This is a genomic window from Shewanella sp. UCD-KL21, assembly GCF_001957135.1.
Classification (GTDB): Bacteria; Pseudomonadota; Gammaproteobacteria; order Enterobacterales; family Shewanellaceae; genus Shewanella.
This window is the reverse complement of record NZ_MPHK01000007.1, coordinates 41,109-63,519: the sequence shown is the minus strand read 5'-3', so window position 1 is coordinate 63,519 and position 22,411 is coordinate 41,109. Positions and strand designations below refer to the sequence as shown.

At 41.8% G+C, this 22,411-nt stretch carries 18 protein-coding genes; 9 read left to right on the top strand and 9 right to left on the bottom strand.

Annotated elements, in window-relative coordinates; all coding sequences use genetic code 11:
* Window positions 1-142 precede the first annotated feature (142 nt).
* A complete protein-coding gene (locus tag BM739_RS08270; protein WP_076539753.1) occupies window positions 143-1,039 on the bottom strand; it encodes a LysR substrate-binding domain-containing protein in 897 nt (298 codons plus the stop codon).
* 99 nt (window positions 1,040-1,138) lie between these two features.
* Here BM739_RS08270 and BM739_RS08265 point away from each other — a divergent pair, with 99 nt between their 5' ends.
* From BM739_RS08265 to BM739_RS08250, 4 genes are all read left to right on the top strand, one after another.
* Window positions 1,139-1,600: a CidA/LrgA family protein gene (locus tag BM739_RS08265; protein WP_076539530.1), complete on the top strand. Its 462-nt coding sequence runs from the start codon at window positions 1,139-1,141 to the stop codon at window positions 1,598-1,600.
* A 1-nt stretch (window position 1,601) separates the two neighbouring features.
* A complete protein-coding gene (locus BM739_RS08260) occupies window positions 1,602-2,333 on the top strand; it encodes an LrgB family protein (RefSeq protein ID WP_254843507.1) in 732 nt (243 codons plus the stop codon).
* 177 nt (window positions 2,334-2,510) lie between these two features.
* Entirely contained in the window at window positions 2,511-3,404 is an 894-nt protein-coding gene (locus BM739_RS08255; RefSeq protein ID WP_139326851.1) for a dienelactone hydrolase family protein, read from the top strand.
* Window positions 3,405-3,897: 493 nt separating this feature from the next.
* On the top strand, window positions 3,898-7,224 hold the full coding sequence (locus BM739_RS08250) for an EAL domain-containing protein (RefSeq protein WP_076539526.1): 3,327 nt from the start codon (window positions 3,898-3,900) through the stop codon (window positions 7,222-7,224).
* A gap of 178 nt (window positions 7,225-7,402) precedes the next feature.
* Here BM739_RS08250 and BM739_RS08245 read toward each other — a convergent pair whose 3' ends face one another.
* On the bottom strand, window positions 7,403-8,398 hold the full coding sequence (locus BM739_RS08245; RefSeq protein ID WP_254843506.1) for a calcium/sodium antiporter: 996 nt from the start codon (window positions 8,396-8,398) through the stop codon (window positions 7,403-7,405).
* Window positions 8,399-8,797: 399 nt separating this feature from the next.
* A complete protein-coding gene (locus BM739_RS08240) occupies window positions 8,798-9,232 on the bottom strand; it encodes a MarR family winged helix-turn-helix transcriptional regulator (protein WP_076539525.1) in 435 nt (144 codons plus the stop codon).
* A 101-nt stretch (window positions 9,233-9,333) separates the two neighbouring features.
* On the opposite strand from BM739_RS08240, the gene BM739_RS08235 reads away from it, so the two are divergent.
* Both BM739_RS08235 and BM739_RS08230 read left to right on the top strand, forming a co-directional pair.
* Window positions 9,334-10,074, top strand: coding sequence for a siderophore-interacting protein (locus tag BM739_RS08235; protein WP_076539523.1), 741 nt, complete (start codon window positions 9,334-9,336; stop codon window positions 10,072-10,074).
* 394 nt (window positions 10,075-10,468) lie between these two features.
* A complete protein-coding gene (locus tag BM739_RS08230; RefSeq protein ID WP_076539522.1) occupies window positions 10,469-10,678 on the top strand; it encodes a cold-shock protein in 210 nt (69 codons plus the stop codon).
* A 276-nt stretch (window positions 10,679-10,954) separates the two neighbouring features.
* Here the strand turns inward: BM739_RS08230 and BM739_RS08225 are convergent, their stop codons facing one another.
* Together BM739_RS08225 and BM739_RS08220 are read right to left on the bottom strand one after the other, a co-directional pair.
* Window positions 10,955-11,488: a 2Fe-2S iron-sulfur cluster-binding protein gene (locus BM739_RS08225; RefSeq protein WP_139326850.1), complete on the bottom strand. Its 534-nt coding sequence runs from the start codon at window positions 11,486-11,488 to the stop codon at window positions 10,955-10,957.
* Window positions 11,488-14,316, bottom strand: a complete 2,829-nt coding sequence (locus BM739_RS08220; protein WP_076539519.1) for a xanthine dehydrogenase family protein molybdopterin-binding subunit — start codon at window positions 14,314-14,316, stop codon at window positions 11,488-11,490. The genes BM739_RS08225 and BM739_RS08220 overlap by 1 nt, the downstream gene beginning before the upstream one ends.
* Window positions 14,317-14,628: 312 nt before the next feature.
* Here BM739_RS08220 and BM739_RS08215 point away from each other — a divergent pair, with 312 nt between their 5' ends.
* Window positions 14,629-14,868, top strand: coding sequence for a hypothetical protein (locus tag BM739_RS08215; RefSeq protein WP_076539517.1), 240 nt, complete (start codon window positions 14,629-14,631; stop codon window positions 14,866-14,868).
* A 31-nt stretch (window positions 14,869-14,899) separates the two neighbouring features.
* On the opposite strand, the gene BM739_RS08210 is transcribed toward BM739_RS08215, so the two are convergent.
* The 4 genes from BM739_RS08210 to BM739_RS08195 all read right to left on the bottom strand — a co-directional run bounded on the left by BM739_RS08210 (window position 14,900) and on the right by BM739_RS08195 (window position 20,353).
* Window positions 14,900-15,985: a diguanylate cyclase gene (locus tag BM739_RS08210; RefSeq protein WP_076539515.1), complete on the bottom strand. Its 1,086-nt coding sequence runs from the start codon at window positions 15,983-15,985 to the stop codon at window positions 14,900-14,902.
* A gap of 184 nt (window positions 15,986-16,169) precedes the next feature.
* The gene (locus tag BM739_RS08205) at window positions 16,170-18,287 is read right to left on the bottom strand and encodes an HD domain-containing phosphohydrolase (RefSeq protein ID WP_076539513.1); all 2,118 of its coding nucleotides are present in this window, start codon (window positions 18,285-18,287) and stop codon (window positions 16,170-16,172) included.
* Window positions 18,288-18,289: 2 nt separating this feature from the next.
* A complete protein-coding gene (locus tag BM739_RS08200) occupies window positions 18,290-18,568 on the bottom strand; it encodes a hypothetical protein (protein WP_076539511.1) in 279 nt (92 codons plus the stop codon).
* 237 nt (window positions 18,569-18,805) lie between these two features.
* The gene (locus tag BM739_RS08195) at window positions 18,806-20,353 is read right to left on the bottom strand and encodes a helicase HerA-like domain-containing protein (protein WP_076539509.1); all 1,548 of its coding nucleotides are present in this window, start codon (window positions 20,351-20,353) and stop codon (window positions 18,806-18,808) included.
* Between the two features lie 368 nt (window positions 20,354-20,721).
* Between BM739_RS08195 and gloA the strand changes: the two genes are divergently transcribed.
* Both gloA and BM739_RS08185 read left to right on the top strand, forming a co-directional pair.
* Window positions 20,722-21,105 carry a lactoylglutathione lyase gene (gloA, locus tag BM739_RS08190; RefSeq protein ID WP_076539507.1) on the top strand — a complete coding sequence of 128 codons (384 nt, stop codon included), beginning with the start codon at window positions 20,722-20,724 and terminating at the stop codon, window positions 21,103-21,105.
* A gap of 115 nt (window positions 21,106-21,220) precedes the next feature.
* Window positions 21,221-22,321 (top strand): alkene reductase, encoded by a 1,101-nt coding sequence (locus tag BM739_RS08185; protein WP_076539505.1) that lies wholly within the window; start codon window positions 21,221-21,223, stop codon window positions 22,319-22,321.
* Window positions 22,322-22,411 lie beyond the last annotated feature (90 nt).

Below are 22,411 nucleotides of genomic sequence, written 5' to 3'. Positions count from 1 at the left end.
CAGAACATCCGTTAAAAGCTCATTTAGTAAAATCACTGGCAAACGTTTGTCCAAAAATGTCTTTAGAATCGATCCACTTTATTATCACTTTCGTGTTTTTTGATAGCGAGACATGTCATCTAAAGTGATTCGACTTGAGCGTTTATAGCGCTAGCTGCTTGAGGTGCTCTTTAACCAGTTCAATCATGGCCATTGCGGCAAAAGATAATGGCTTGCCTTTACTCCAAAATAAATTCATTTTCCAGCTTAAATCGGTATCAATAAGTTCACGCTGCACCACACCTTCTAGTTGATAACGCTCGGCAATAAACTTAGGTAATAACATTATCCCCGTACCAGCAGCCACCAGCGCAATGCCAAACTCAGGTTGATTCACTAAGGTGGGGCTTTCTATGCTGATACCGGCCTGTTGATAAGCATTAATGACCATCTCATGCAGCGAAAACTCAGCTTCAAATAAGATATGCTCGCAGTTATCCAGTGCTTTGATTGAAATTTGCGGCAGCCTTGCCAGCGGGTGCTGACTTGGCAGCACCACGACCATAGGCTCAGTATGAATTGCTATCCCTTCAAACTCCTGATTAAGCTCGATAATACCTGTTGCTAGCTCTATTTCGCCATTTTTTAATGCTAAGGTTTGTTGTACCCCGCCGCGGACTAACAGCTGGTTATTAATGTGCGGGTAGCGTTGCTGATATTTGGCAATAATTGGCGCAAATAGCTCGGCGCTGCCCAGTGGCGCTAAGCCTAACTTTAACTCCCCTTTATTGAGCCCTTTCAGTAAGGCTATTTCATCAAAAAGGGCTTGTTTGGTGCTGAGTAACTTTTGCGCATAGTCATATACCAGTTGGCCATAGCTGGTGAGGGTTACGGCTGTGCCGCGTTTTCCACGGGTGAGTAGCGTAAGCTCAAGTTCGGCTTCTAACAGTGTGATGGATTTTGATAGCGCAGGTTGGCTAATATGGATTTTTTCTGCAGCGCGATTAAAGCCACCACAGTTTACGATGTCGACAAAATATTGCAGGGTTTTAAGATCCATCATTACATAAGCTGTAGTTATTCAGTTGGTAAATAATATTCATTATTTTTATTGCAAGGGTAAAATAGCCACATCGAAACCAATTCAACCAGATGTATTATGACCTCCTCCGTGCTTTACCTTAAACAAATTACTTATGCGTTGCTGCAAGTGGCTTTCTTGTGTGGACTAGCTTTTGGCGCCCAATCTTTGGTTGAGCTGCTAGCGTTGCCAATACCAAGCAGTGTGATTGGCTTAATTTGCTTGTACATTCTGCTGGCATTTAAGTGGTTACCCGAGCGGTTTGTGGCAGTGGGGGCAATGTGGTTAATTGGTGAGTTACTGCTGTTTTTTATTCCTCCCGTTATCGCATCAATCCATTATGCTCCTATGTTTGCAGAGTTTGGGATTAGTTTGATGTTCACCTTAGTGCTGGGCAGCATTTCTGTGTTAGTGATCACCGGTTTTGTTATCGATAGGGTATTTAGATTCGAGCGTCGTAGAAACCGCGCAAGGCGTAACAGAGCGACAAAAATATTAGCAGATGCTTCGTTATCATCGTCAGAGATGGTAGGGGTTTAATATGCAATTTCTTAGCTCGTTAACCTTAATGACATCGCCATTAATGACATCCCAAACCGCTGCGCTGATATGCCTGCTAGCGACTTTAGTGGCTTATTTTAGCAGTAAGTTTTTGTATCGCCATTACCATTACTGGTGGTTGTCACCGATTATTTCAACACCGGCGAGTTTAATGCTGTTGGTAGTGATTTTTTCAGTGCCGTTACCGACTTATTTTGTTTATAACCATTATCTTAGTGCTTTGCTTGCACCGGCGACCATTGCTTTTGCGCTGCCCATATACCGTGAGCGTAAGTTAATTGGCCGTTATCCGCTCACTATTAGTATTGGGGTAATTACTGGTTTGCTGGTGGGTTTATTATCGTCATGGCTGATTGAGCAGTTTGTTTATTTACCGCCTGAGTTATCACGCAGTTTACTGGTGCGCTCAGTATCGACGCCTTTTGCTATAGAGGCCACTAGCGCATTTGGCGGTGTGCCTGATTTAACGGCAACTCTAGTATTAATTACCGGGGTGCTAGGTATGTTACTTTGCGGCCCAGTGTTTAAATTAGCCAAAATTAAAAGCCCATTGGCCAAAGGCGCTGCTTTAGGCGGCGCTGCCCATGGTGTGGGCGCGGCCAAGGCGGCTGAGATTGGCCAAGAGGAAGGGGTAGTGGCCAGCCTGACCATGATATTTACCGGTATTGCTATGGTGATCGGTGCGCCGTTATTTGCTTATGTTTTAGTGTAAGTAAATTAACAGCGTTATGTTTGCTTTTTAAGCAAGGTTACCGCATATTAATTAGCCATAATGGTTTTGATTGTTATTCTCATTTGTTTGGCTAAATGCTGCGATGAGTTAATAGCATTCAAGTTAATAGCATTCAAGTTAATGCACCAGTGGCGCTAATTTAATATGGGTAACATTATGAAAAACAATAATATTCCACAGGAAGCATTTGATTGGTACGATGAATATGCCCATGGCGGTATGGACCGTCGTACTTTTATGAAAAAATTAACCGGCTTAGTGGCGCTGGGCTATTCAATGACAGTATTAACCAGTGCGTTATTACCTAATTATGCCTTAGCCGAGCAAGTGTCATTTAACGATAGTGATATTAAAGCTAGTTATCAGAACTTTGCGTCACCCCAAGGCCATGGCGAAGGCCGAGGCTATTTAGTGTTACCCACCCAAGCTGTAGAAAACCCTGATAGTAAATTCCCTGTGGTTTTGGTTATTCATGAAAATAGAGGCTTAAACCCTTACGTCAAAGATGTGGCCCGCAGACTGGCTAAAGCAGGCTTTATTGCCTTTGCGCCCGATGCCTTGTTTCCGCTAGGTGGCTACCCTGGCAATGACGATGAAGGCAGAGCGATGCAGCGCACCCTTGATCGTGAAAAAATCCAATATGATTTTGTTGCCGCGGCTAAGTTTTTAAAATCACATCAACAATCTAACGATAAACTGGGCGCGGTAGGTTTTTGTTTTGGTGGCTATATGGTGAATTATTTAGCTGCAATAGAAAGCGACCTTATTGCTGCTGGGGTTCCATTTTATGGCACGCCAGCGGCCAAAGCGTTACGGCCAAATATCAAGGCGCCGCTGATGATCCAATTGGGTGAGCTTGATAAACGGGTTAATGCGTCATGGCCAGAATATGAAGCGGATTTAAAAGCGGCCAATGTCGATTACGTGATGCACATGTACACGAACGCGAATCATGGTTTTCATAATGACTCTACCGGCCGTTATGATGAGAAAAATGCTGAACTTGCTTGGTCACGAACAGTGGCATTTTTTGAAGCAAAACTAGCCTGAGTTAAGCGCTAACCTGTGTGTGGGCATGTGTTAACTTGCCCACCTGCTCAGTGCTATTTTTCCAGCGAGAGTTCAGAGTTCAGAGTCCGGTAAGGTCTTTGCTGGATTATCTTATCGGTTAACATATTTTATTGGCAGCATATCCAAGCTACTCATACTCAGTTTGAGCACACCTCAGTCACAAATTAGCGTTATTTGACACTTTTTCAGATTAAACTAACCAAGCTGATGGCGAAGGTGTTGTTATCTTCTATACTTTTATTATTCAGTGTTTTGGCTGCAAAGATAAAAAGAAGTTTTAGCGGTTTAAGTCGATTTTTATATCAATTTAATATCAGGGAAGAAGAGCAATGTATAGACGCTATAGCTTTAGTTATATTCCCCTCCCTGCGATGGCAATACCGTTTATTTCTTAATTTCAGTACCAAAAAATTCATGGTTTAAGTACAGCATTTAACCCCCTTTATCGACTGTTAGCGCTAAGGTTTACAGCATGTGGTTTGGTTTATTATCGCTTAGAAATTGTATCTATGCTTCGATGATACGTCGTGCAGCAGTTGTGTGTGTGCAATTTGTCTTAGTGACTTTGTTAACCGTAAGCGTATCTAGCTCGTTCGCCGCTTCTTTATCTGCCCCCTTATTAGCGCCAATATCAGAGCTAATATCAGAGCCTTTAGTTGAAGGCTCTGCCAAACCCTCAGTAAAAAACTCAGTAAAAAAATCAGCACAGCCCGAAACAACCCAAATATCAGAATCTTTATCAACAGCGTCATCAAAAGCAGTGGATATCGTATATTTGCAGTTACGTTGGCATCATCAATTTCAATTCGCCGGCTATTATGCGGCGTTAGAAAAGGGTTTTTATCAAGAAGAAGGCCTTGAGGTTCGTTTGCTTGAAGGCGATCCGCAACACTTACCGGTAACCGAAGTGTTATCGGGTAATGCTTTATATGCAGTAGGTAACAGTGAGGTGCTATACCATCGTCTTTTAGGTGAGCCGCTTATTGCTTTGGCTGCCATTTTTCAGCATTCGCCATCTATCTTGTTGACGTTAAAAGAGTCAGGAATTCGTTCAGCCCATGACCTTATTGGCAGAAGAGTGATGCTGGCGAATAAGGATAAAGATGCAGACTTTTTGACCATGTTAGTTAATGAAGGCATTTCCTTGTCACAGCTTGAGATCGTCCCCAGCAGCTTTCAGCTTGATGATTTAATCACAGGCAAGGTAGATGCTTTTAACTCCTATATTACCAATGAACCCTATGTACTTGCTCAAGCTAACGTCCCCTATGACATTATTGATCCAGTAAGCTATCGAGTTGATTTTTATAGTGATATTTTTTTCACTACTGAAGCTGAGTTAAATAATTACCCAAAACGTGTTGCGGCAATGAGGCGAGCGACCCTCAAAGGTTGGCGCTATGCCATGGATAATCCTGAAGAAATAGTCGATGTATTAATGGCTAGGTATCAGGTGAATAAAACCCGTGAGCATTTGCTTTATGAAGCCAATGCAATGCAAAACTTGATTTTGCCTAATTTGATCCAAATTGGTCATATGAACCCAGATCGCTGGCAACATATGGCAAATACCTTTGCTAAGGCCGGTTTGGTCAATGATATTCGCCACCTTGATGGCTTTATTTATCATGATAGCCCTACATCAACCCCTAACTGGCTCTACCCCGTATTATCCATGGCGCTTTTTTTGGTGGTGTTAGCCAGTAGTATCATTCTTTATATGCACTTGTTTAATCGACGTTTGGCAGATGCTAAAACGACTTTACAACAAAGCGAGGAGCGCTTTAGGGCTCTTAGCGAAGCAACCTATGGCGGCATAGTTATCCATGATCAGGGCCGTATTCTTGAGTGTAATAATGGTTTATCCACTATTACTGGTTTCAGTTACTCAGAGCTCATTGGTATGGATGGTTTGAAATTAATCGCGAAAGAGTATCTTGAAGCGGTAAAAACAAGAATGCGTCAAGATGATAGAAATAGTTTTGAAGCTGAAGGGCTTCGCAAAGACGGAACACGATACCCGCTAAGCATTAAGGGAAAAAATATTACTTATAAAGGCTGTAATGCGCGAGTTATAGAAGTTATTGATATTAGTAAAAATAAGAAAATAGAAGAGCAGTTAAAGCTGGCTGCCAGTGTATTTACCCATGCCCGAGAAGGCATCATGATAACCGATATTGATGGGGTCATTATTGATGTTAACGCCACCTTTAGCGCAATTACTGGTTATGAGCGAGAAGAAGTCATTGGCAGAAACCCACGTTTTTTAAACTCAGGTAGGCACAATAGTGAGTTTTTTAACAGGATGTGGGCATCGTTATTAGAATATAAGCAGTGGTCAGGAGAGTTGTGGAATAAGCGTAAAAACGGCGACATATTTGCTGAGCTAATCACCATAAGTGCGGTTACAGATTCAGAGGGGCAAACCCAAAACTATGTCGCACTGTTTTCAGATATCACTTCAATGAAGCGCCATCAACAGCAACTAGAACACATTGCCCATTATGATCCGCTAACAGGTTTAGCCAATCGGGTCATGCTGGCGGAACGGCTGGATCATGCAATGAGTCAGAGCATCAGACGCGGAAAATTTTTAGCGGTGGCATACCTTGATTTAGATGGATTCAAAGCCGTTAATGACACCTATGGCCATAATGTCGGTGACGAGTTGCTCATTACGTTGTCGCAGTTAATGAGCGAAACTCTGCGAGATGGAGACATTCTGGCCCGTATTGGTGGTGATGAATTTATTGCTTTACTGGTGGATTTAGAAAGCATGCGGGATTGTGAGTTGGTTTTAGAGCGGATGCTAGAGGTAGCAACTTGTCCGATTAAAGCTGCTGGGTCCATTTTGCAGGTGTCTACCAGTATTGGGGTTACCTTGTACCCTCAAGATGGTGTGAGTGCTGACCAACTGATACGCCATGCCGACCAAGCCATGTACATAGCTAAACAAAGTGGTAAAAACCGCTATCATCTGTTTGATGTCAATAAAGACAAATTCTTACAAAGTACCCTTGAGGTGATTGATGATATTCAGCGGGGGATTGAGCAAGATGAGTTTGTTTTATATTACCAGCCGAAAGTGAATATGAAATTAGGCACTGTGATCGGTTGTGAGGCGTTGATCCGTTGGCAGCACCCTGAAAAAGGCTTGCTACTGCCTGGGGAATTTCTTCCTTTTATTGATAATCATCCCATCAGTGTCACGTTGGGAGAGTGGGTTATTGATACCGCGCTTTCACAGATGTATTCATGGACCCTTGCAGGCTTTGATATTCCTGTCAGCGTTAATATTGACGCCTTACAATTACAGCATAAAGATTTTACTGCCAAACTCTCAGCTGCATTAGCGCAGCGGCCGTTGATTAAACCTAGTTCGTTGGAGCTTGAGATACTAGAAACCAGCGCGCTGGGGGACATGGGACAAGTGCTGGCGACCATGGAGCAGTGCATTAATATTGGTGTCGGCTTTGCACTTGATGACTTTGGCACCGGATTTTCATCACTCACTTACCTTAAACGTTTACCTGCCAACCTACTGAAGATAGATCAGAGTTTTGTTAAAGGCATGCTGATAGATATTGATGACCGCGCCATTGTGATGGGGGTGATTAGTTTATCGCGAGCTTTTCATCGCCAAGTGATTGCTGAAGGTGTTGAAACCATAGAACATGGAACCCAGCTATTGTCGATGGGCTGCATGCTAGCGCAAGGTTATGGTATTGCACGGCCCATGCCTGCGGAGCAATTACCGATATGGGCAGAGAGTTGGAAGCCTGATAGCGCTTGGCAGTGATCAAAAAAATAGAGAATAGAAAATACAGAATAGGAATTAGAGGGTTAAGCAAGTCAACGCTAAAGATCAGTGGGGCACTCGAGCCCCACTGTTATTTGTCTTTTGCTCATCTAGCCAATGTTTACTTAGCTAATATTTACCTAGCTAAAGTTTACCTAGCTAAAGTTTATCTAGCCAACTAGGCCTGCATTGTCACGGCGGCGAGGTAACACATATAGCCACTAAAGCTGACTAAACACAGCGCCCCCGCAGTGCGGCCAAAGGTATAGCTTTTTTCTGCAGCAGGGATACGTCTTTGCTTAAAATACGTAAACATAAATGCCGCCGCGACGATAGCGGTGAGTAACAGCATCATAGGGTAATCACGGGCGACCAATAACTCTGGTAATGGCTGCTTGTCACCTAACAGCGCTGGGAAGGCTATCACCCCAAGAATATTGAAAATATTCGAACCAATCACAGTTGCAAATACCATGTCATGCATACCGCGGCGCACTCCAGCAATGGCCGCGGCTAACTCAGGTAAACTGGTACCAAAGGCGATAACGGTCAGCCCAATGATTAACTCACTGATCCCGGCAGCTTTAGCCAGTTCAACAGCGCCCCAAACCATCAGTTGTGAGGCGGCTAAAAGCACACTTAGCATTAATAGCGTTTCCACAGCAGAGCGGCTTTTAGAGATTTCTAAAAACTCAACTTCTTCTGCGTCAGCTTCGCCTTTACCCACTAAAAAGGCGAGGTAACCACAATATGCCGCTAACGCTACTAGCAGTAATAAGCCATCTTGGAAGTCTAAATTACCGTCTGACATTAACAGGGCACAAAATAAGATTGCCGCGATTAGGATGGGTAAATCCCGACGAATGAAATGAACTTTGACGGATAACGGCACCAGTAAAGCACAAATGCCAAGCACTAATCCTATATTAACGATATTAGAGCCAATACCATTACCAATAGCGAGTTCGCCAGCACCATTTAGGGCAGCGATAGAGGACACGAGAAGTTCTGGAGCTGAGGTGCCAAAAGCCACCACTGTCATGCCGATAAAGGACATAGAGACTTTGCAATGCTTAGCCAGAGTCGCAGAACTTGCGATCAACCGGTCGGCACTGACAGATAAAGCGATAAGACCTGCAACGAGTGCAAGTAAAGGTAAAAATAATGACAACATAATATAACGCACTGCAAGGGCTGGTTGTGTTAAGACACGAAAAACCCACGCCCAGCCCTAGCTATATGCGTGTGGTCATTCGAGTCTCGCCAGACGCTTAATGCTAAGCGTTGATTGCACCATGGTCTTCGACCAATTATGTTGACACAACCTCCTGTCATGGTGACAGAACGGCTACTCCCTCAAATTTGGGCGCATTTTAATCTGTTATTCGATTCGTTTCAATAGCAAATTTGTGGCTATTTGCGCCAAAGCTACAGCCAAGTATTAGCACTTGTATCGCCCGGCTTACCAGCCTTAGTGCTAGGTTAGTGCTAGGTTAGTGCTAGGTTGGTGCTAGGAGAGGCTTGCCATGCTAAAAACCGGCTAAGATAAAGGCCTTTTTAGCTAAAAGGCCGCTTATTTTTCACTGTCATTAAGGTTATTAAAGAGCACATCAGCAATGCGTGTAAATGCGGCCAAGTCTTCAGTTGGCAAGTTTTGCAACATTTTTTGATTCACATCATTTTGAGTTTTTGCGATCAGCTCAGCGAGTTTTTTACCGTCTGCAGTCAGTGATAACATCTGACTTCTTTTATCTTGTGGATTTGCCGTTTTCGTTAGCCATTGGTTATCAATCATTTCTTTAATTAACCGAGCAATTTGCGCTTTATCTCTAGCTAAAAGGTTAACGATATCGTTTGCAGTGCAAGTGTGACTGTTATTAATCAAACTAAGGCATTTAACATGCATGGCGTTTAAGCCAATTTCATTGGCCTTAAGAGAAGAGCGCATGGCTAAACGGTACGAATGTGCGATTTTAAAAATCGCATCAGAAATGGATGAGTGACTCATTTTTGCTTGGCCTTAATAATTAGTTGATTTAGTCAACAATGTTAACTATAGTTGACCTTATCAACTTATCAGCTGTTTTTCAAGTCAAAGAGGATATATCTATGAAGCCTAGAAAGCCCAATTTGCGCTCTGTACAGGTTGCAGAGATTATTGAGCTGTCGTCTCATTTACGTCGAATTATCTTTAGCGGAGTGAGCTTACAAGATTTTCCGCAGGGGCTTGAAGGCGCGCACGTGAAAGTGTTTTTGCCATCGACGGGCGATGAAGCGCAAAAAATGCGTTCGTACACGATTCGTTTTTTTAACCCACAAACTCACCAGCTAGGGTTAGATTTTGTGATTAACCGTCACCAAGGTCCTGCCACCAATTGGGCAAAAAAGGCCAAAGTGGGCGACCGTATTGCTATAGCGGGCCCAGGGCTGATGAAATTAGCTGACTTTAATCACCATAGTTATTTACTGGTGGGGGATATCACCTCTGTAAATGCCATAAATGGTTATATGCCTAGATTTAACCTTGATGCCCAATTAAGGGTCATTATTAGCGTGCCTAGCCGTGCAGATATTATTGATATGGATTATGACGATTCAATCAATACTCATTGGTTTATTGAAGATGAGTCAACAATAAGCCTTGAGCAACAAGTACAACTAACCGCCAAAGACTTACCCAAGGATAGTCATGTCTTTATGGGGCTAGAAGCTGGTCAAATACGTGCTTTGAGGCCGATATTACAACAAGAACTTGGTTTTGAAAGGCTTAACATCTTTGCTGTTGGCTATTGGAAGCAAGGGATTGATGCTGATCGTTTTGGGGCGTTGAAAAAAGTTAATCCACTGTAAATATCCATGACAACCGCCATAGCCAAGTGACAAGCTATATTATTATCAATCACAGCTAAACCATAGCAGCAAGAGCTATAATTACTGCTAAGCATAGGTATATTAGCGATTAATTGTGCTGCATACCCGTTGGTCAGTGGTCAGATATCTGGCGGTTTTGATATTTAAATAAAATAATACCTTTACAATTTTTTAAACTAATGTAAGATTCACCTCGCTCTGACATTCAGAGTTATTAATGAAACATCAAGTAAAAGTAAAGCCTCAGAATTCTACGTTATCGTTGTTCCTCTGTGTTTCCCTTAGCTTCATCGTCACATTAAATAATTCAGCTCTCAGCGCATCGCATTTTCGCGATAAATTTTTTAATTCTTAATTATATAAGGGACACATTATGTCTAACACTACTGGTATCGTAAAATGGTTTAACGAAGACAAAGGTTTCGGCTTCATCACTCAAGACAATGGCGGCGCAGATGTATTCGTACATTTCCGTGCTATCGCTTCTGAAGGTTTCAAAACTTTAGCTGAAGGCCAAAAAGTTTCTTTCGATTTAGAGCAAGGTCAAAAAGGCCCACAAGCAGCTAACGTAGTTGCTATCTAATTTGAAAGTCGACGTCACTGGCTAGCCAGTACGTTACTTCAAATAATTACAATGCTAGGTTTACCTCATTATTGTAATTATTAAAAAAGCGAACCTTTGGGTTCGCTTTTTTGTGTCTTAAATTCAAGCTTTAATTATCTGTGCATCACATCAAGGTGCTTAAGCTCAGTAACTAAAAAGGCTACAACTAAAGCGGTAGCTGGAACGCATTTAATCTTCTAAGCCTGATAGCCTTTTTAAGGTTTAAGAGAGCTATTTTAATAAATAGCTAAAAGCTTAGGTGGTTAAACCATCAGTTGTCAGAATAAGTTCTTTAACTGCTTGGTAATATTTAACGTAACCTGTGCAGCGACACACATGCTCTCCTAAAGACTCGAGAATGACCGCTTCAACATCCGCTTTGTTAATGGGCGCCTTTTTCAATTTTTCTATCAATAATGTAGTTTCATTGGTGAAACCAGAGGTGCACCACCCACACTGAAAGGCAAAATGCTTGATGAATGACTCTTGAACTGGGCTAAGTTGAATGATTTCACCCATGTCATTGGTTTTAGCATGGCCTTCAATTGTCCTGATTTTAAAGTTGTTGAATGCATGAGCCCCTGAAATACAGGTTCTTACTGTGCTACTACTGCCATCATCATTATCAACGATCACCACACAAGCGTGACATATGCCTTCACCACAGCCAAACTTTGTTCCTGTCATATTCAGATATTCATGAAGAAATTCAATCATCATGACGTCCGTGTCTACATCGATTGGACCGACCAATTTGCCGTTAATTGTTAAACTGATATCACTCATAATTAAATAGCCTTCAATATGTCTTGTGGTGTAATCGGTAAATGATAAAAACGCTGGTTTGTTGCTTGATAGATAGCTTCCACTAATGCAGGTACCACAGGGATCATCACGACCTCGGCAACACCTTTTGAGTCATCGGAATCTGACAATGGTGGCATAATGGTATGCTTCATATTCCATACGCCATTGTGTTTTGCAAAAGGAACTTGGTAACGATCTAAGTTCCATTTACCCGTTCCGGCCCCAGTTTCGTCATCGGGTAAGTACTCATAAAGTGCATGTCCAACGCCCATTGTTAGCCCGCCTTCAAGTTGACCTTCAACGAGCTCTTTAACATGGACATTTCCAGGTTCAATCCAGCTATGGGTGCGCAATATCTCTATATTCCCTTGCTTCTTGTCAATGGCAATCTCAACCAAGGTAGCACAAGGGGTGTAGTAAGTGACCATGGCATTGTTCATATTGGTTTTAGGATAATTCACTGATAGACGTTTTATGACTTGATAGCCTGCAGCATTGTAATGTTGCTTTTGCTCTGCTGTTGCACCAATACCATATTGAATCGCAATAGCATCTAATGGAAAGTTTTGTTTTTTACCGTTAATGTCAAAATCTGCAGTTGCCCATTCCCAGCGATTAAAGGCATGAGTCATGACTGAGGTGATTAAGCCCATGGCATGGGCTTTTTTGGCAAGTAGTGCAAAGGGGATTGGTTGCTGGCCTGCTAGCACCATTGCTCCCTTATCCCAGTTGTATTTTACCGTAGCAGGGTCAACTTTTGCCGTGCTCTGGCTATTGATGATAGCGGCCGCGGCGGGTAACAAACTGTATTGTAGAATCAATTTTGCAGCCTGAGCGGTAGCATGGCTTTGAAAAAAGGATGATTGACTAGCCGAAGAGGCCATTCCTATAGCTGGAGTCCATGTGGGTTTTTGCGACATTTCGTCTTGATGGGCTTGAGCCATAGTGTATGGACTGTCGCTTTCGATTAACTCCATGGCGTCAAACTCTTGAATTTTCGCCATATGGACTTCATCAGCCATATTACCGAGATACTTGGCAATTAATGCCCCTTGGGATGTTTCGGTTCCCGTGCCCATTTCAATTGAGCAAACTTGAATAACAATTTTACCTTCAGGGGTGATGGCAACCGAAGCCGAAGGGGCTTCTGCTCCTGTACCATAATCTTTGGTGGCAATCCCAAAGCCGACACCATACATTTTAGTAGGGTTTGCTTTTTCAAAGTCTAGTTTGTTTTGTTTTCGATGAACCCAAATATCATGCTTTTCAGCTAAGTCGAGCATTTCTACATAGCGCGCTTTACCATTAGGCGTTGCGCCTTGGGTGTTTTTCTGCCCTGTTTTAAAGGCATTAATTCTACGTAATTCAAAGGTGTCGATATTTAACGCTTCGGCAGCTTCATTGATCATCATTTCCATCGCGCCCATAGACTGCAGGGTGCCATAACCGCGCATTGAGCCAGCGTGAGGCGTTGCAGATGGGTGACACCAGGCTTGTATGTCATTTCTGGGTAGATAATAAATACTCTGAATTGCACTGGCGCCGACCATGGCAACCGAGTCGGAAAAATTCTTTCTTCCGCCACCGGCTAAAACCATATTAGAGACTAATCCAGTTATTTTCTTGGTTTTCTTATCGAAAGCCAGTTTGTGATCCATGTTAAAAGTATGGCGCTTTAAGCCCGACTGAAATTGCTGGAATCGGTCATTGGCGATTCGCACTGGATTGGTACTATAAAGTGAGGCAATAATGCCGTAATACGGGAAAATGGTATGATCTTTAGCGCCAAAGCCACCACCAATATAAGGGGTGTGGACGATAAGCTCTTTGATGGAAACACTTAGTGGACTGTTTGCTAATACCTCACCGGCTTGGGCGTAAAAGTCTTGGGGGGATTGAGAGCAAATGACCACATGTAATCTGGCGTTGTTTTTATCAAACCAACCATTAAATGCTTCAGGTTCTAACATCATGGGTTCAATTGATTGGGTCGTGAAATTTTTATCAATCACTAACCAGTCTGGATTAGATAAATCATTTTGTAACTCATTGGCGTAATACATGGCCTTTTCGGCACTATTACCTGATGGGTTAATACTGGCATTCCAAACCGGTTTATGATTTTCATAATCAGGGAAAATTAGCCCATCATGCAAAGTACTGTATTTATCTTCCGCGTCACTGCCAGCGTCGCCTTGTTGTCGAATGATACGCCAACAAGCATAGGGATCTTGGTTGGCGGTGACTAACTCAGTTGATTCGCCCCATTTGAAAATCGCGTCATTAAACTCAATTGCAGCTTTGGCTTGTTTATATTTTATGAATGTATCAAACAGTAAAATGGCGACTTCATGGCCTTGATAATCTGGAGTGTTACCTAATGGTAATAGCATGTTTTCGCCATAGAAATCGGGTAACTTAAGTTGGTTGTCTTTTAGGGTTTTAGCAGTAATAGTAAAGTAAGGTTTGGCGTTATCAGGAATACTTGAAAGGTCTAAATCAACGAGAATTTTATCAGCTCGGTTGACCCTAATAATATGTGCATAATGTTGTTTTTTAGGCCAGTCAGGGATGTCCTGAGCGCGATAGTCACGGCCGTAAATTTTCTGTCCGGTGACTTTTTCTATCGCATCATAGCGATAAGCGGGTTTAGCGCCAACATTCCATTTGGCTTTTAATTGCTCTGAGGTGGTTGCGGCGAAAGCTTTATTTTTATCAAAAATCATTGGTGCGCTGTATACCGCAACACCACCAATCACACATTTTTTAATGAAACCTCGACGTGACAAATCCGTGTTACCTGTGTTCATAGTAAAATCCCAAAATGATGCGCACTTTATGTTTAAATGCATTAAATAACGTTAATCGACAAATCTATAAAAATTATAGTAGAAGCAAATAAAGATGGATGAGTTTTAATACATTAATTTACGTAATATTTATCAGCGAATATGGCGTAGTTAATTTTAACTCATTGTTTTTGAATGGCTTTTATTGTTTGTAGCTAGATTGGCGATTGTGGTTTTCATACTTTATCTTTATTCTTTTACAAGAATATCGCAGAGGTGATGTCTGGCGGATTGAAATTATTCGAAGACGTGATTTAGAATGAGGAGAATTAAGTGAGCAATAGACAATTAATACTACTGCTTAGAACCAGTATTACCATTGGTATTTGCTTAATTTTACTTGGGATTTATTTACACAACTTTAATGATACCGTAGCCGCAATGGGCGTTAAGGGAATTATCATCAGCTCGATGTGTGTCGCTTTTGGCATGGTGCTGTCACTGCCAACTAAAATGTATTTAACTTTTATTTTAGTCATCAGAGAGACCAATGAAAAAAATCAGTCAGAATAAAGCGATTTTGAGATAAAGGCGAGCCATCATTTTAGCTAGATATTTTGTGACGGCAAACTTGGTTTCTACCGGCTTTTTTAGCTTGGTATAAACAACGATCTGCTAAGGTTAAAAGCTTGGTTTTATTTACTAGGTGACGTTGATTAGCACTCACACTTACCACCCCAGCTGATGCTGATAGAAAGCCGGTTGCTGAATCGCTATGCTCAATCTCAAGCCGCTTAAGCTGCATGGGGAGATCTTCAAGCCAGTGCTGATTTTGATTTGAACTGACAGAAACCAAAATAAATTCTTCGCCACCAAAACGTACTACCATGTCGGCATCTTGGTTTGAAAGTAACTGGGCAAAGCTGACCAAGGCTTTATCGCCCATTAAATGCCCGTAGCGGTCATTATATTTTTTAAAGTGGTCAATATCGATCATCGCCAATGAAAGGTACTGCCCCTGTTTTAAATTATGTAACAGAGTCGAGAATTGCTTATCGAAATTATAGCGATTATGAATCCCAGTTAACTTATCGGTTTGTGCTTTTTGTGCTTGAATTAACTCGTATTTATATTGTTTTCTCAGCAGCACATCCGTTTGATATTGCATCGCAGTCATGATGGTAACTGTCATCACATAGAAGTTTATACTCCATATGATATCCACCTCGGTGTTGAATTGGATCATAAGCAGAGCGACGCCCAGTAACAGCCAAATAATGAACTTTTGCCCTAAGTGAAGTATGGGAATGGCGGTGATAAAAATGGCTGACAGCATAGGGCCGCCTTCATGGAGGTGTTGATGATTGATAGCATAGCTATAAAAGAATAAACCATTGATGAGGGTAAACAGTACCGCAAAAAATAACAGTATCGCATCAAGGTAACAGGCGGCTGATTTTTTAATACTGAAAATCATGACCATCGCAATTAGGAGGCTGACGATACGGGTTAAGATGTCGCTGAAAATATAACTAGCGGCTGCAAATGAAGAGAGGGTAAAAAATAGCAATACCGTAATTAAGATGTAACTCATCATTACTGCATTTGTGCGTGAACGTTGATTTAAAGATTGTTGAAATGATAGTTCTGCCTCTTTATCTAACACCCACTTCGCAGGTAACCATTTCATTATTGAATTCCTTCGATTAATACTGCGAGAAACGACTCAAACCCTCAGTTACCATTATAGTTTATTAAATTTTGTGGTTAATTTTTTATTTCTCATTTTGACGAGTTGATCGATTATGTGATGATTAACCTCGTAGCTTTTAGTTAGACAAGATTACAGTTTAGCCTCTGTTTATGCAGTTGCTTTACAAGCCTGACACAGAACTTGAGGGCATATGTGGACAAGTATTCTTATTAACTATCTTGTTAATAATCTCAGTAAATTGAGTTAAGTTGCGGATTTGCTGCTGGTCAATATTGATATGATCTAACGCCAGTTCAATATTAAGGTTTTCAAGTTCTAGTTGCGCGATTAGCGACTTTGCATCGAGCTCTATATGCTCTAGGGTTAAGATAAGAAAGTCATCGCCAAATACTCTAAAAATTAACGACTCAGGCAAAAATGCAGTTAACTTGTTGGCGATAAAGGTAAGTTTTTTATCACCTTCGAGCCAGCCGTGGCTTTTATTATATTGGCCAAAATTGAACAAACTGATGACGTAACAGCAATGATAATGTTTGCCGAATAGCTCTTCGTTTAATGAAATAACGTGCTCGAGATATCGGTAGTTATATAAACCGGTAAGCGGATCTTTGTAATAGTAGGCAAGCCTTGCTTCTTCAAACTCATCTTTTAAATAATTATGATCCACAGGAATGAGATTAGTACTTTCTAGCACTGGCACAGCTGCTTTTACCGTTTTAGGGCAAAATTGTGTCCCTGCCAGCGCCTTTATTTCAGCGATAGCTTCTTGTTTCGATTTACTCATTTTATAGATACGTTTTGAGGTTATAGCATCAAAGGCGTCAACTAAAATGAGAATATGAGAAAGCGGGCAGATCTGCTTGCCTTTAAGTCCCCGAGGATAACCCGTCCCATCATAGTGTTCATGATGGCATCTGATGATTTCAGCATGTTTTTTAAAGGCTTTAATCGATACCAGCAGCTTGTAGCCACTGTCTAAATGCTGCTGAATAATTTTGTATTCTTGAGGGGTAAGCTTACTCGGTTTCAGTAAGATACTATCGGGTGTGGATATTTTACCTATGTCATGCATGATTGCTGATTCATAGAGGATTTCAACATCTGCGTTACTGAAGCCCATTTCTTTGGCTATCATCACTGAGTATTGCGCTACCCGCCGCGTATGCCCGGCGGTGTAACTATCACGCCGCTCTACTAAATCAAGCATTGATGACAGCACTTGGCGATAGTTTTTTACATCCTGTTGCTTGTGTTTTAAGGCTAATTCTCGTTCTTTGCTTTTAAGGGCATTTCTTTCTATTACGTATAAACATATAACCAGTAACACGGATAAAAAGATGGCGATAATGGCGACCAGATTATTGTAAAAATTGAGCTCAACCATCAGCTTGTTGATCTCTTGATCTACTACAAGCTCTAAATCATCCACATATACCCCTGTGGCGATAATCCAATCAAAAGGCTTATATAATTTGGCATAGGTGAGTTTTTTAACGATTTCATCATTGGTATTACGCTTGAAATAATACTCGAAGTAAACTTCTCCTTGAGCATTAATGCCATCAAGCTCCATCTGGAAGGGGTAGTTACCTTTGATGTCTTGAGTCAGAGTTGATAAAAGCAGCCCTTCGGTTTCAGGCAGGCTAGGGTGGACTTTTCTAATGGCAAAGCCCTCACCACCGGCGTAATTAATCACTTCATTGACCCAAACGTAGGTTTCAGGGTTTTGAAGCTTAATAATTCTGATAAAGGCAGCGATCCTTTTTTTCGCTTCATTGATAACTTGAGGTTGCAATAATGACAGTGTCATTTGCATATCATCAGCAATCGCAGTGTTAATACTCACTTCAGCCAAGGTATTGTCTGGCTTAGTGGACTGTAAACTTGGCTTATGGGATGACTGACAAAGAGCTTGTCCTGATTGTGTTAATTGGTATTGAAACTCATCATCGTCAGCGGCTAAAGCTTGTAGTACTTGGCAGCGTTGATGTGCAGGGGTGTTATTAAGTACTAATTTGAATTGTTGCGAATGAGTTTGCAGATTAGTTTGTTGTTTTTGGTATTCGCGCTTAAGGCTTGCTTCAGCTGCGATATGCACTGATGAAACAAGATCTGTAATATGCTCTTTTTTTAATTTAAATAAGTTTTCGCTTATAAGCTGTTTTTGCTTATCGATGACAAAATCTTCTGAGCGATTATCTAGATACAAAATTGAGATACAGAATGAAAATACAATCAGTCCAAATAATAATGACTTTCTTAAATGCAGGTTAATCATACCTATTCATCGCTCCCTATTAAGTTATTGTGACCAATAAGGGCTGATGGAAGCACAAGGGGGAAATATACCGCCAAATGCTTGAAGTGCTTGAAGTGCTCGATGCTAGTCGCGGGTATAAAGTGATGAAGGCAGGTAAAATAGCCAAGACTAACAAGATAAATGGTTTGCAAGGCATTAACCTGAGTAATGCTATCTATTACAGAGGCATCTGCTAAGGTGACATATTCAAATGTGACGTCTAGTAAACTGAGATTGAGTAAAGTGAAAAATTGGCTCATCCTTAATCACCTCTAAAAACTCCATTAATTAAACAATAGCGCATTTATGAGTGATGTTACAACTAAGTTAATCAAAGCTGTTGCTGAAATTTATCACGATTAGATATTATTGATTTAATTTAAAAAATAGAACTTGTCACAAAGTGAGTTACCTAGACAGTTATGGCTGAAAAGCCTCCTGTTTACAGGTTGAGCATGAGTTAAAATGACTGGCTAGCGCAATATAACCGCGAACAACTATTTAGCGCTTTTGCCGCTAATACTGCCCAATATTCCCCGCAAAATTTGTTTGCCAAACTTACTGCCCACAGCCCGTGCTGCTTGTTTTGAAAAGCTCTGTACGAGACCTTGACGGCGTTTGGTACCAAATAGTAATTCGCTAAACCAATTGCTTTGATCATCTTCGCTATCGTTTTTGGTTGAGCTTGGTTTTGTCTGCGCAGACTTTTCAGTGTCAGCTTTTTCTATAGGAGGCTCGGCATCTGGGGCTTTTTCCAGCTGCTCGAGTTGATTGAGGCGTTCATAAGCGGACTCGCGATTAATGGCAATATCATATTGATTGCCGATATGGCTTTGGGCGCGACAAGCATTACGCTCAGTCAGTGTTAATGGCCCCATGCGACAGCGGGGCGGGGATATCAGCGTTTGCTCTACCATACTGGGCACACCATTGTCTTGTAAGGTTGACACTAAGGCCTCACCCACGGCTAAGCTCGAAATCACTGCGGTGATATCAAGTTTAGGATTTGCCACAAAGGTTTCAGCGGCGGCGCGAACCGATTTTTGGTCCCTTGGGGTATAAGCCCGCAAAGCATGTTGAATACGATTACCCAATTGTCCCAATATCGCATCGGGTATATCGTCAGGAAATTGTGAGCAAAAATACACCCCAACCCCTTTAGAGCGGATTAGGCGCATAATTTGCTCGATGCGCTTAAGTAGATGATCTGGGCTATCCTCAAACAGTAAATGGGCTTCATCGATAAAAAAAGCCAACTTAGGTTTGTCGCCGTCGCCCACCTCAGGCAGGTTTTCGTATAGCTCTGATAACAACCACAAAATAAAGCTGGCATATAAATTTGGGGTTAAAACTAATTTATCTGCCGCCAGAATATTGATTAAGCCATGGTTTTGTTCATCAACGCCCATGATGTCACTTAGCTCAAGGGCGGGCTCGCCAAAGAAAACTTCACCACCGTCACGCTTTAAACTCATTAGCGAGCGCTGAATCGCCGCTAATGATTGCGCACTGACTAAACCGTATTCAGCACTGATGGTTTTACGCTCCTTTGAGACCAAGGTCAGTAGCGCTTTAAGATCGTCTAAATCCAGCAGTAATAAGCCTCGGCTATCGGCTAAGGCAAAAACGATGTCTAAAATGCTGCTTTGGATGTCATTTAACCCCAGCATTCTGGCTAATAATGTTGGCCCCATTTCACTGACGGTGGTGCGAATAGGGTGACCTTGCCTGCCGAGTAAATCCCAAAAAACACATGGATTAGCTTGGGGGCTGAAATTGCTAATACCAATTTTATCAGCGCGGGCTAATAGCTTATCTGACCCCTTACCTGCTGCAGCTAGACCTGAAATATCCCCTTTAATATCAGTAACAAAAACTGGTACGCCTTGACGAGAAAAGTTTTCAGCTAACATCATCAACGAGACTGTTTTACCTGTACCGGTCGCGCCAGCAATCAAGCCATGACGATTACCATAACGCAGCAACAGCTCAACGGGATTATCGCCTTTACCTACCAATATCGTGTTTGGTGAACTTTGTTTCATTGTCGCTCCTTGCAGATATTGCTTTAGGTAAAAGCACAAAGGGGTGATGGTTAACGCTTATGTAATACGTTTATGGCAATAACAGTGTAGAACAAGATTGCAGAAAGAGAATGTTGAATTGATTTACGATTGCACAAATACTATTGCTGCTAGAAAGCATGTTGCTAGTGAATTAATCATTTTTATACCATCATTCATTTCAATTGATTTTGATAACTAAAAGTTATCATTTTAAGAATTTTTAATAATTATTTTAATCCTCTCGATTGCCGTAAACTAGCCCCATTAAATCAAAGCAAGCGTTTTAGATTGTTATTGTGTCATCACTAATAACAGCGCTTTCATCCCAGTGAAGCTAAGGGCAAATTATGAAATTTTTACACACTATGATAAGAGTTGCTGATCTTGAAAAATCTATTGAATTTTATACAGATGTGCTGGGTATGATCGTGCTCGATAGAGCTGAAAACACTGAATATCGTTATACCTTAGTGTTTGTTGGTTATGCCGATCAGCCAGATGGCACTAGCATTGAGCTGACTTACAACTGGGATACAGACCAATATGATATGGGTAATGCCTTTGGTCATTTAGCCTTAGGTGTGGATGATATTTACGCTGCTTGCGACAAGATTAAAGATTTAGGCGGAAAAGTCACTCGTGAGCCCGGCCCTGTAAAAGGCGGCGCGACGCACATCGCATTCATTACCGACCCTGATAACTATCAAATTGAGCTGATTCAACTGAGCTAATACAACTGAGCTACTTTTACTGAGCTAATTCTACTGAGCTAACTGAACAGAGCTCGTTAACTCAATGCCCTATTACATTGGCTGCTCAATGACCCATTTTTCGAGGAATGACAACATGAAACAAGCATTATTTCAAACACTACAACTAGGCCGTCATACACTAAGCAATCGCATTGTTATGCCACCCATGACCCGTTCACGTGCTTCACAGCCTGGAAACTTGGCGAATGACATGATGGCAAAATATTATGCTCAGCGCGCACAAGCGGGCTTGATTGTAGCCGAAGGCACTCAGATTTCAGCAATGGGTCAAGGCTATGCTTGGACACCGGGTATTTATAGTGCAGAGCAAATTGCTGGTTGGAAAAAAACCACTGATTTAGTTCATCAACAAGGCGGGGTTATTTTTGCTCAGCTTTGGCACGTTGGCCGCGTTACTCACCCTGATAATATTGGTGGCGAGCAACCTATTTCATCTTCTGCCCTTAAAGCTGAAAATGTAAAAGTCTTTATCGATAACGGCACCCAAGAGCCTGGTTTTGTTGATGTGGTTGAGCCACGGGCAATGACTAAAGAAGATATTAAAGCAGTGATTGAAGAATATCGTCAAGCGGCGCTGAATGCGATTGAAGCGGGTTTTGATGGCATTGAATTACATGCTGCTAACGGTTATTTAATTAATCAGTTTATTGATTCGCAGGCGAATAACCGCACCGATGAATACGGCGGCTCAGTAGAAAACCGGTTACGTTTTTTAAGTGAAGTGGTTGGCGCTATGGTTGAGGCGATTGGCGCTGACAGAGTTGGGGTGCGTTTAGCTCCATTTACGTCATTAAATGGCACCGTTGATGCGAACCCTGTTGAAACTTACACTGCAGCAGCGGCGTTATTAAATACCCATAAGATTGTGTATTTACATATTGCAGAAGTGGATTGGGATGATGCGCCTGAAACCCCAGCAGGCTTTAAGCAAGCGGTACGTGAAGCCTACCAAGGCGTACTCATTTATGCCGGTAAGTATAATGCCGATACAGCAGAGCAAGCGGTAAAAGATGGCTTGGTGGACATGGTTGGTTTTGGTCGCCCATTTGTGGCTAACCCTGATTTACCTAACCGTATTAAGCATGGTTACCCATTGGCAGCGCATGATCCAGCCACCTTATTTGGTGGTGATGAGAAAGGCTTAACTGATTATTGTGAGTATGCTAGCAACTAATGCTTATAAAGCGCACGCTTGCTAGTTAAGCAGTCGCTAAACAGGTTAAAATATAATAGCCACTTTACTTCACTGTAAAGTGGCTATTTT

Coding starts and splice junctions, on each gene's coding strand:
- BM739_RS08240 (WP_076539525.1), bottom strand. CDS start 9,232: ATGAGTCACTCATCCATTTCTGATGCGATTTTTAAAATCGCACATTCG.
- BM739_RS08260 (WP_254843507.1), top strand. CDS start 1,602: ATGCAATTTCTTAGCTCGTTAACCTTAATGACATCGCCATTAATGACA.
- BM739_RS08255 (WP_139326851.1), top strand. CDS start 2,511: ATGAAAAACAATAATATTCCACAGGAAGCATTTGATTGGTACGATGAA.
- BM739_RS08250 (WP_076539526.1), top strand. CDS start 3,898: ATGTGGTTTGGTTTATTATCGCTTAGAAATTGTATCTATGCTTCGATG.
- BM739_RS08185 (WP_076539505.1), top strand. CDS start 21,221: ATGAAACAAGCATTATTTCAAACACTACAACTAGGCCGTCATACACTA.
- BM739_RS08200 (WP_076539511.1), bottom strand. CDS start 18,568: ATGAGCCAATTTTTCACTTTACTCAATCTCAGTTTACTAGACGTCACA.
- gloA (WP_076539507.1), top strand. CDS start 20,722: ATGAAATTTTTACACACTATGATAAGAGTTGCTGATCTTGAAAAATCT.
- BM739_RS08195 (WP_076539509.1), bottom strand. CDS start 20,353: ATGAAACAAAGTTCACCAAACACGATATTGGTAGGTAAAGGCGATAAT.
- BM739_RS08245 (WP_254843506.1), bottom strand. CDS start 8,398: ATGTTGTCATTATTTTTACCTTTACTTGCACTCGTTGCAGGTCTTATC.
- BM739_RS08270 (WP_076539753.1), bottom strand. CDS start 1,039: ATGGATCTTAAAACCCTGCAATATTTTGTCGACATCGTAAACTGTGGT.
- BM739_RS08230 (WP_076539522.1), top strand. CDS start 10,469: ATGTCTAACACTACTGGTATCGTAAAATGGTTTAACGAAGACAAAGGT.
- BM739_RS08210 (WP_076539515.1), bottom strand. CDS start 15,985: ATGAAATGGTTACCTGCGAAGTGGGTGTTAGATAAAGAGGCAGAACTA.
- BM739_RS08220 (WP_076539519.1), bottom strand. CDS start 14,316: ATGAACACAGGTAACACGGATTTGTCACGTCGAGGTTTCATTAAAAAA.
- BM739_RS08235 (WP_076539523.1), top strand. CDS start 9,334: ATGAAGCCTAGAAAGCCCAATTTGCGCTCTGTACAGGTTGCAGAGATT.
- BM739_RS08205 (WP_076539513.1), bottom strand. CDS start 18,287: ATGATTAACCTGCATTTAAGAAAGTCATTATTATTTGGACTGATTGTA.
- BM739_RS08265 (WP_076539530.1), top strand. CDS start 1,139: ATGACCTCCTCCGTGCTTTACCTTAAACAAATTACTTATGCGTTGCTG.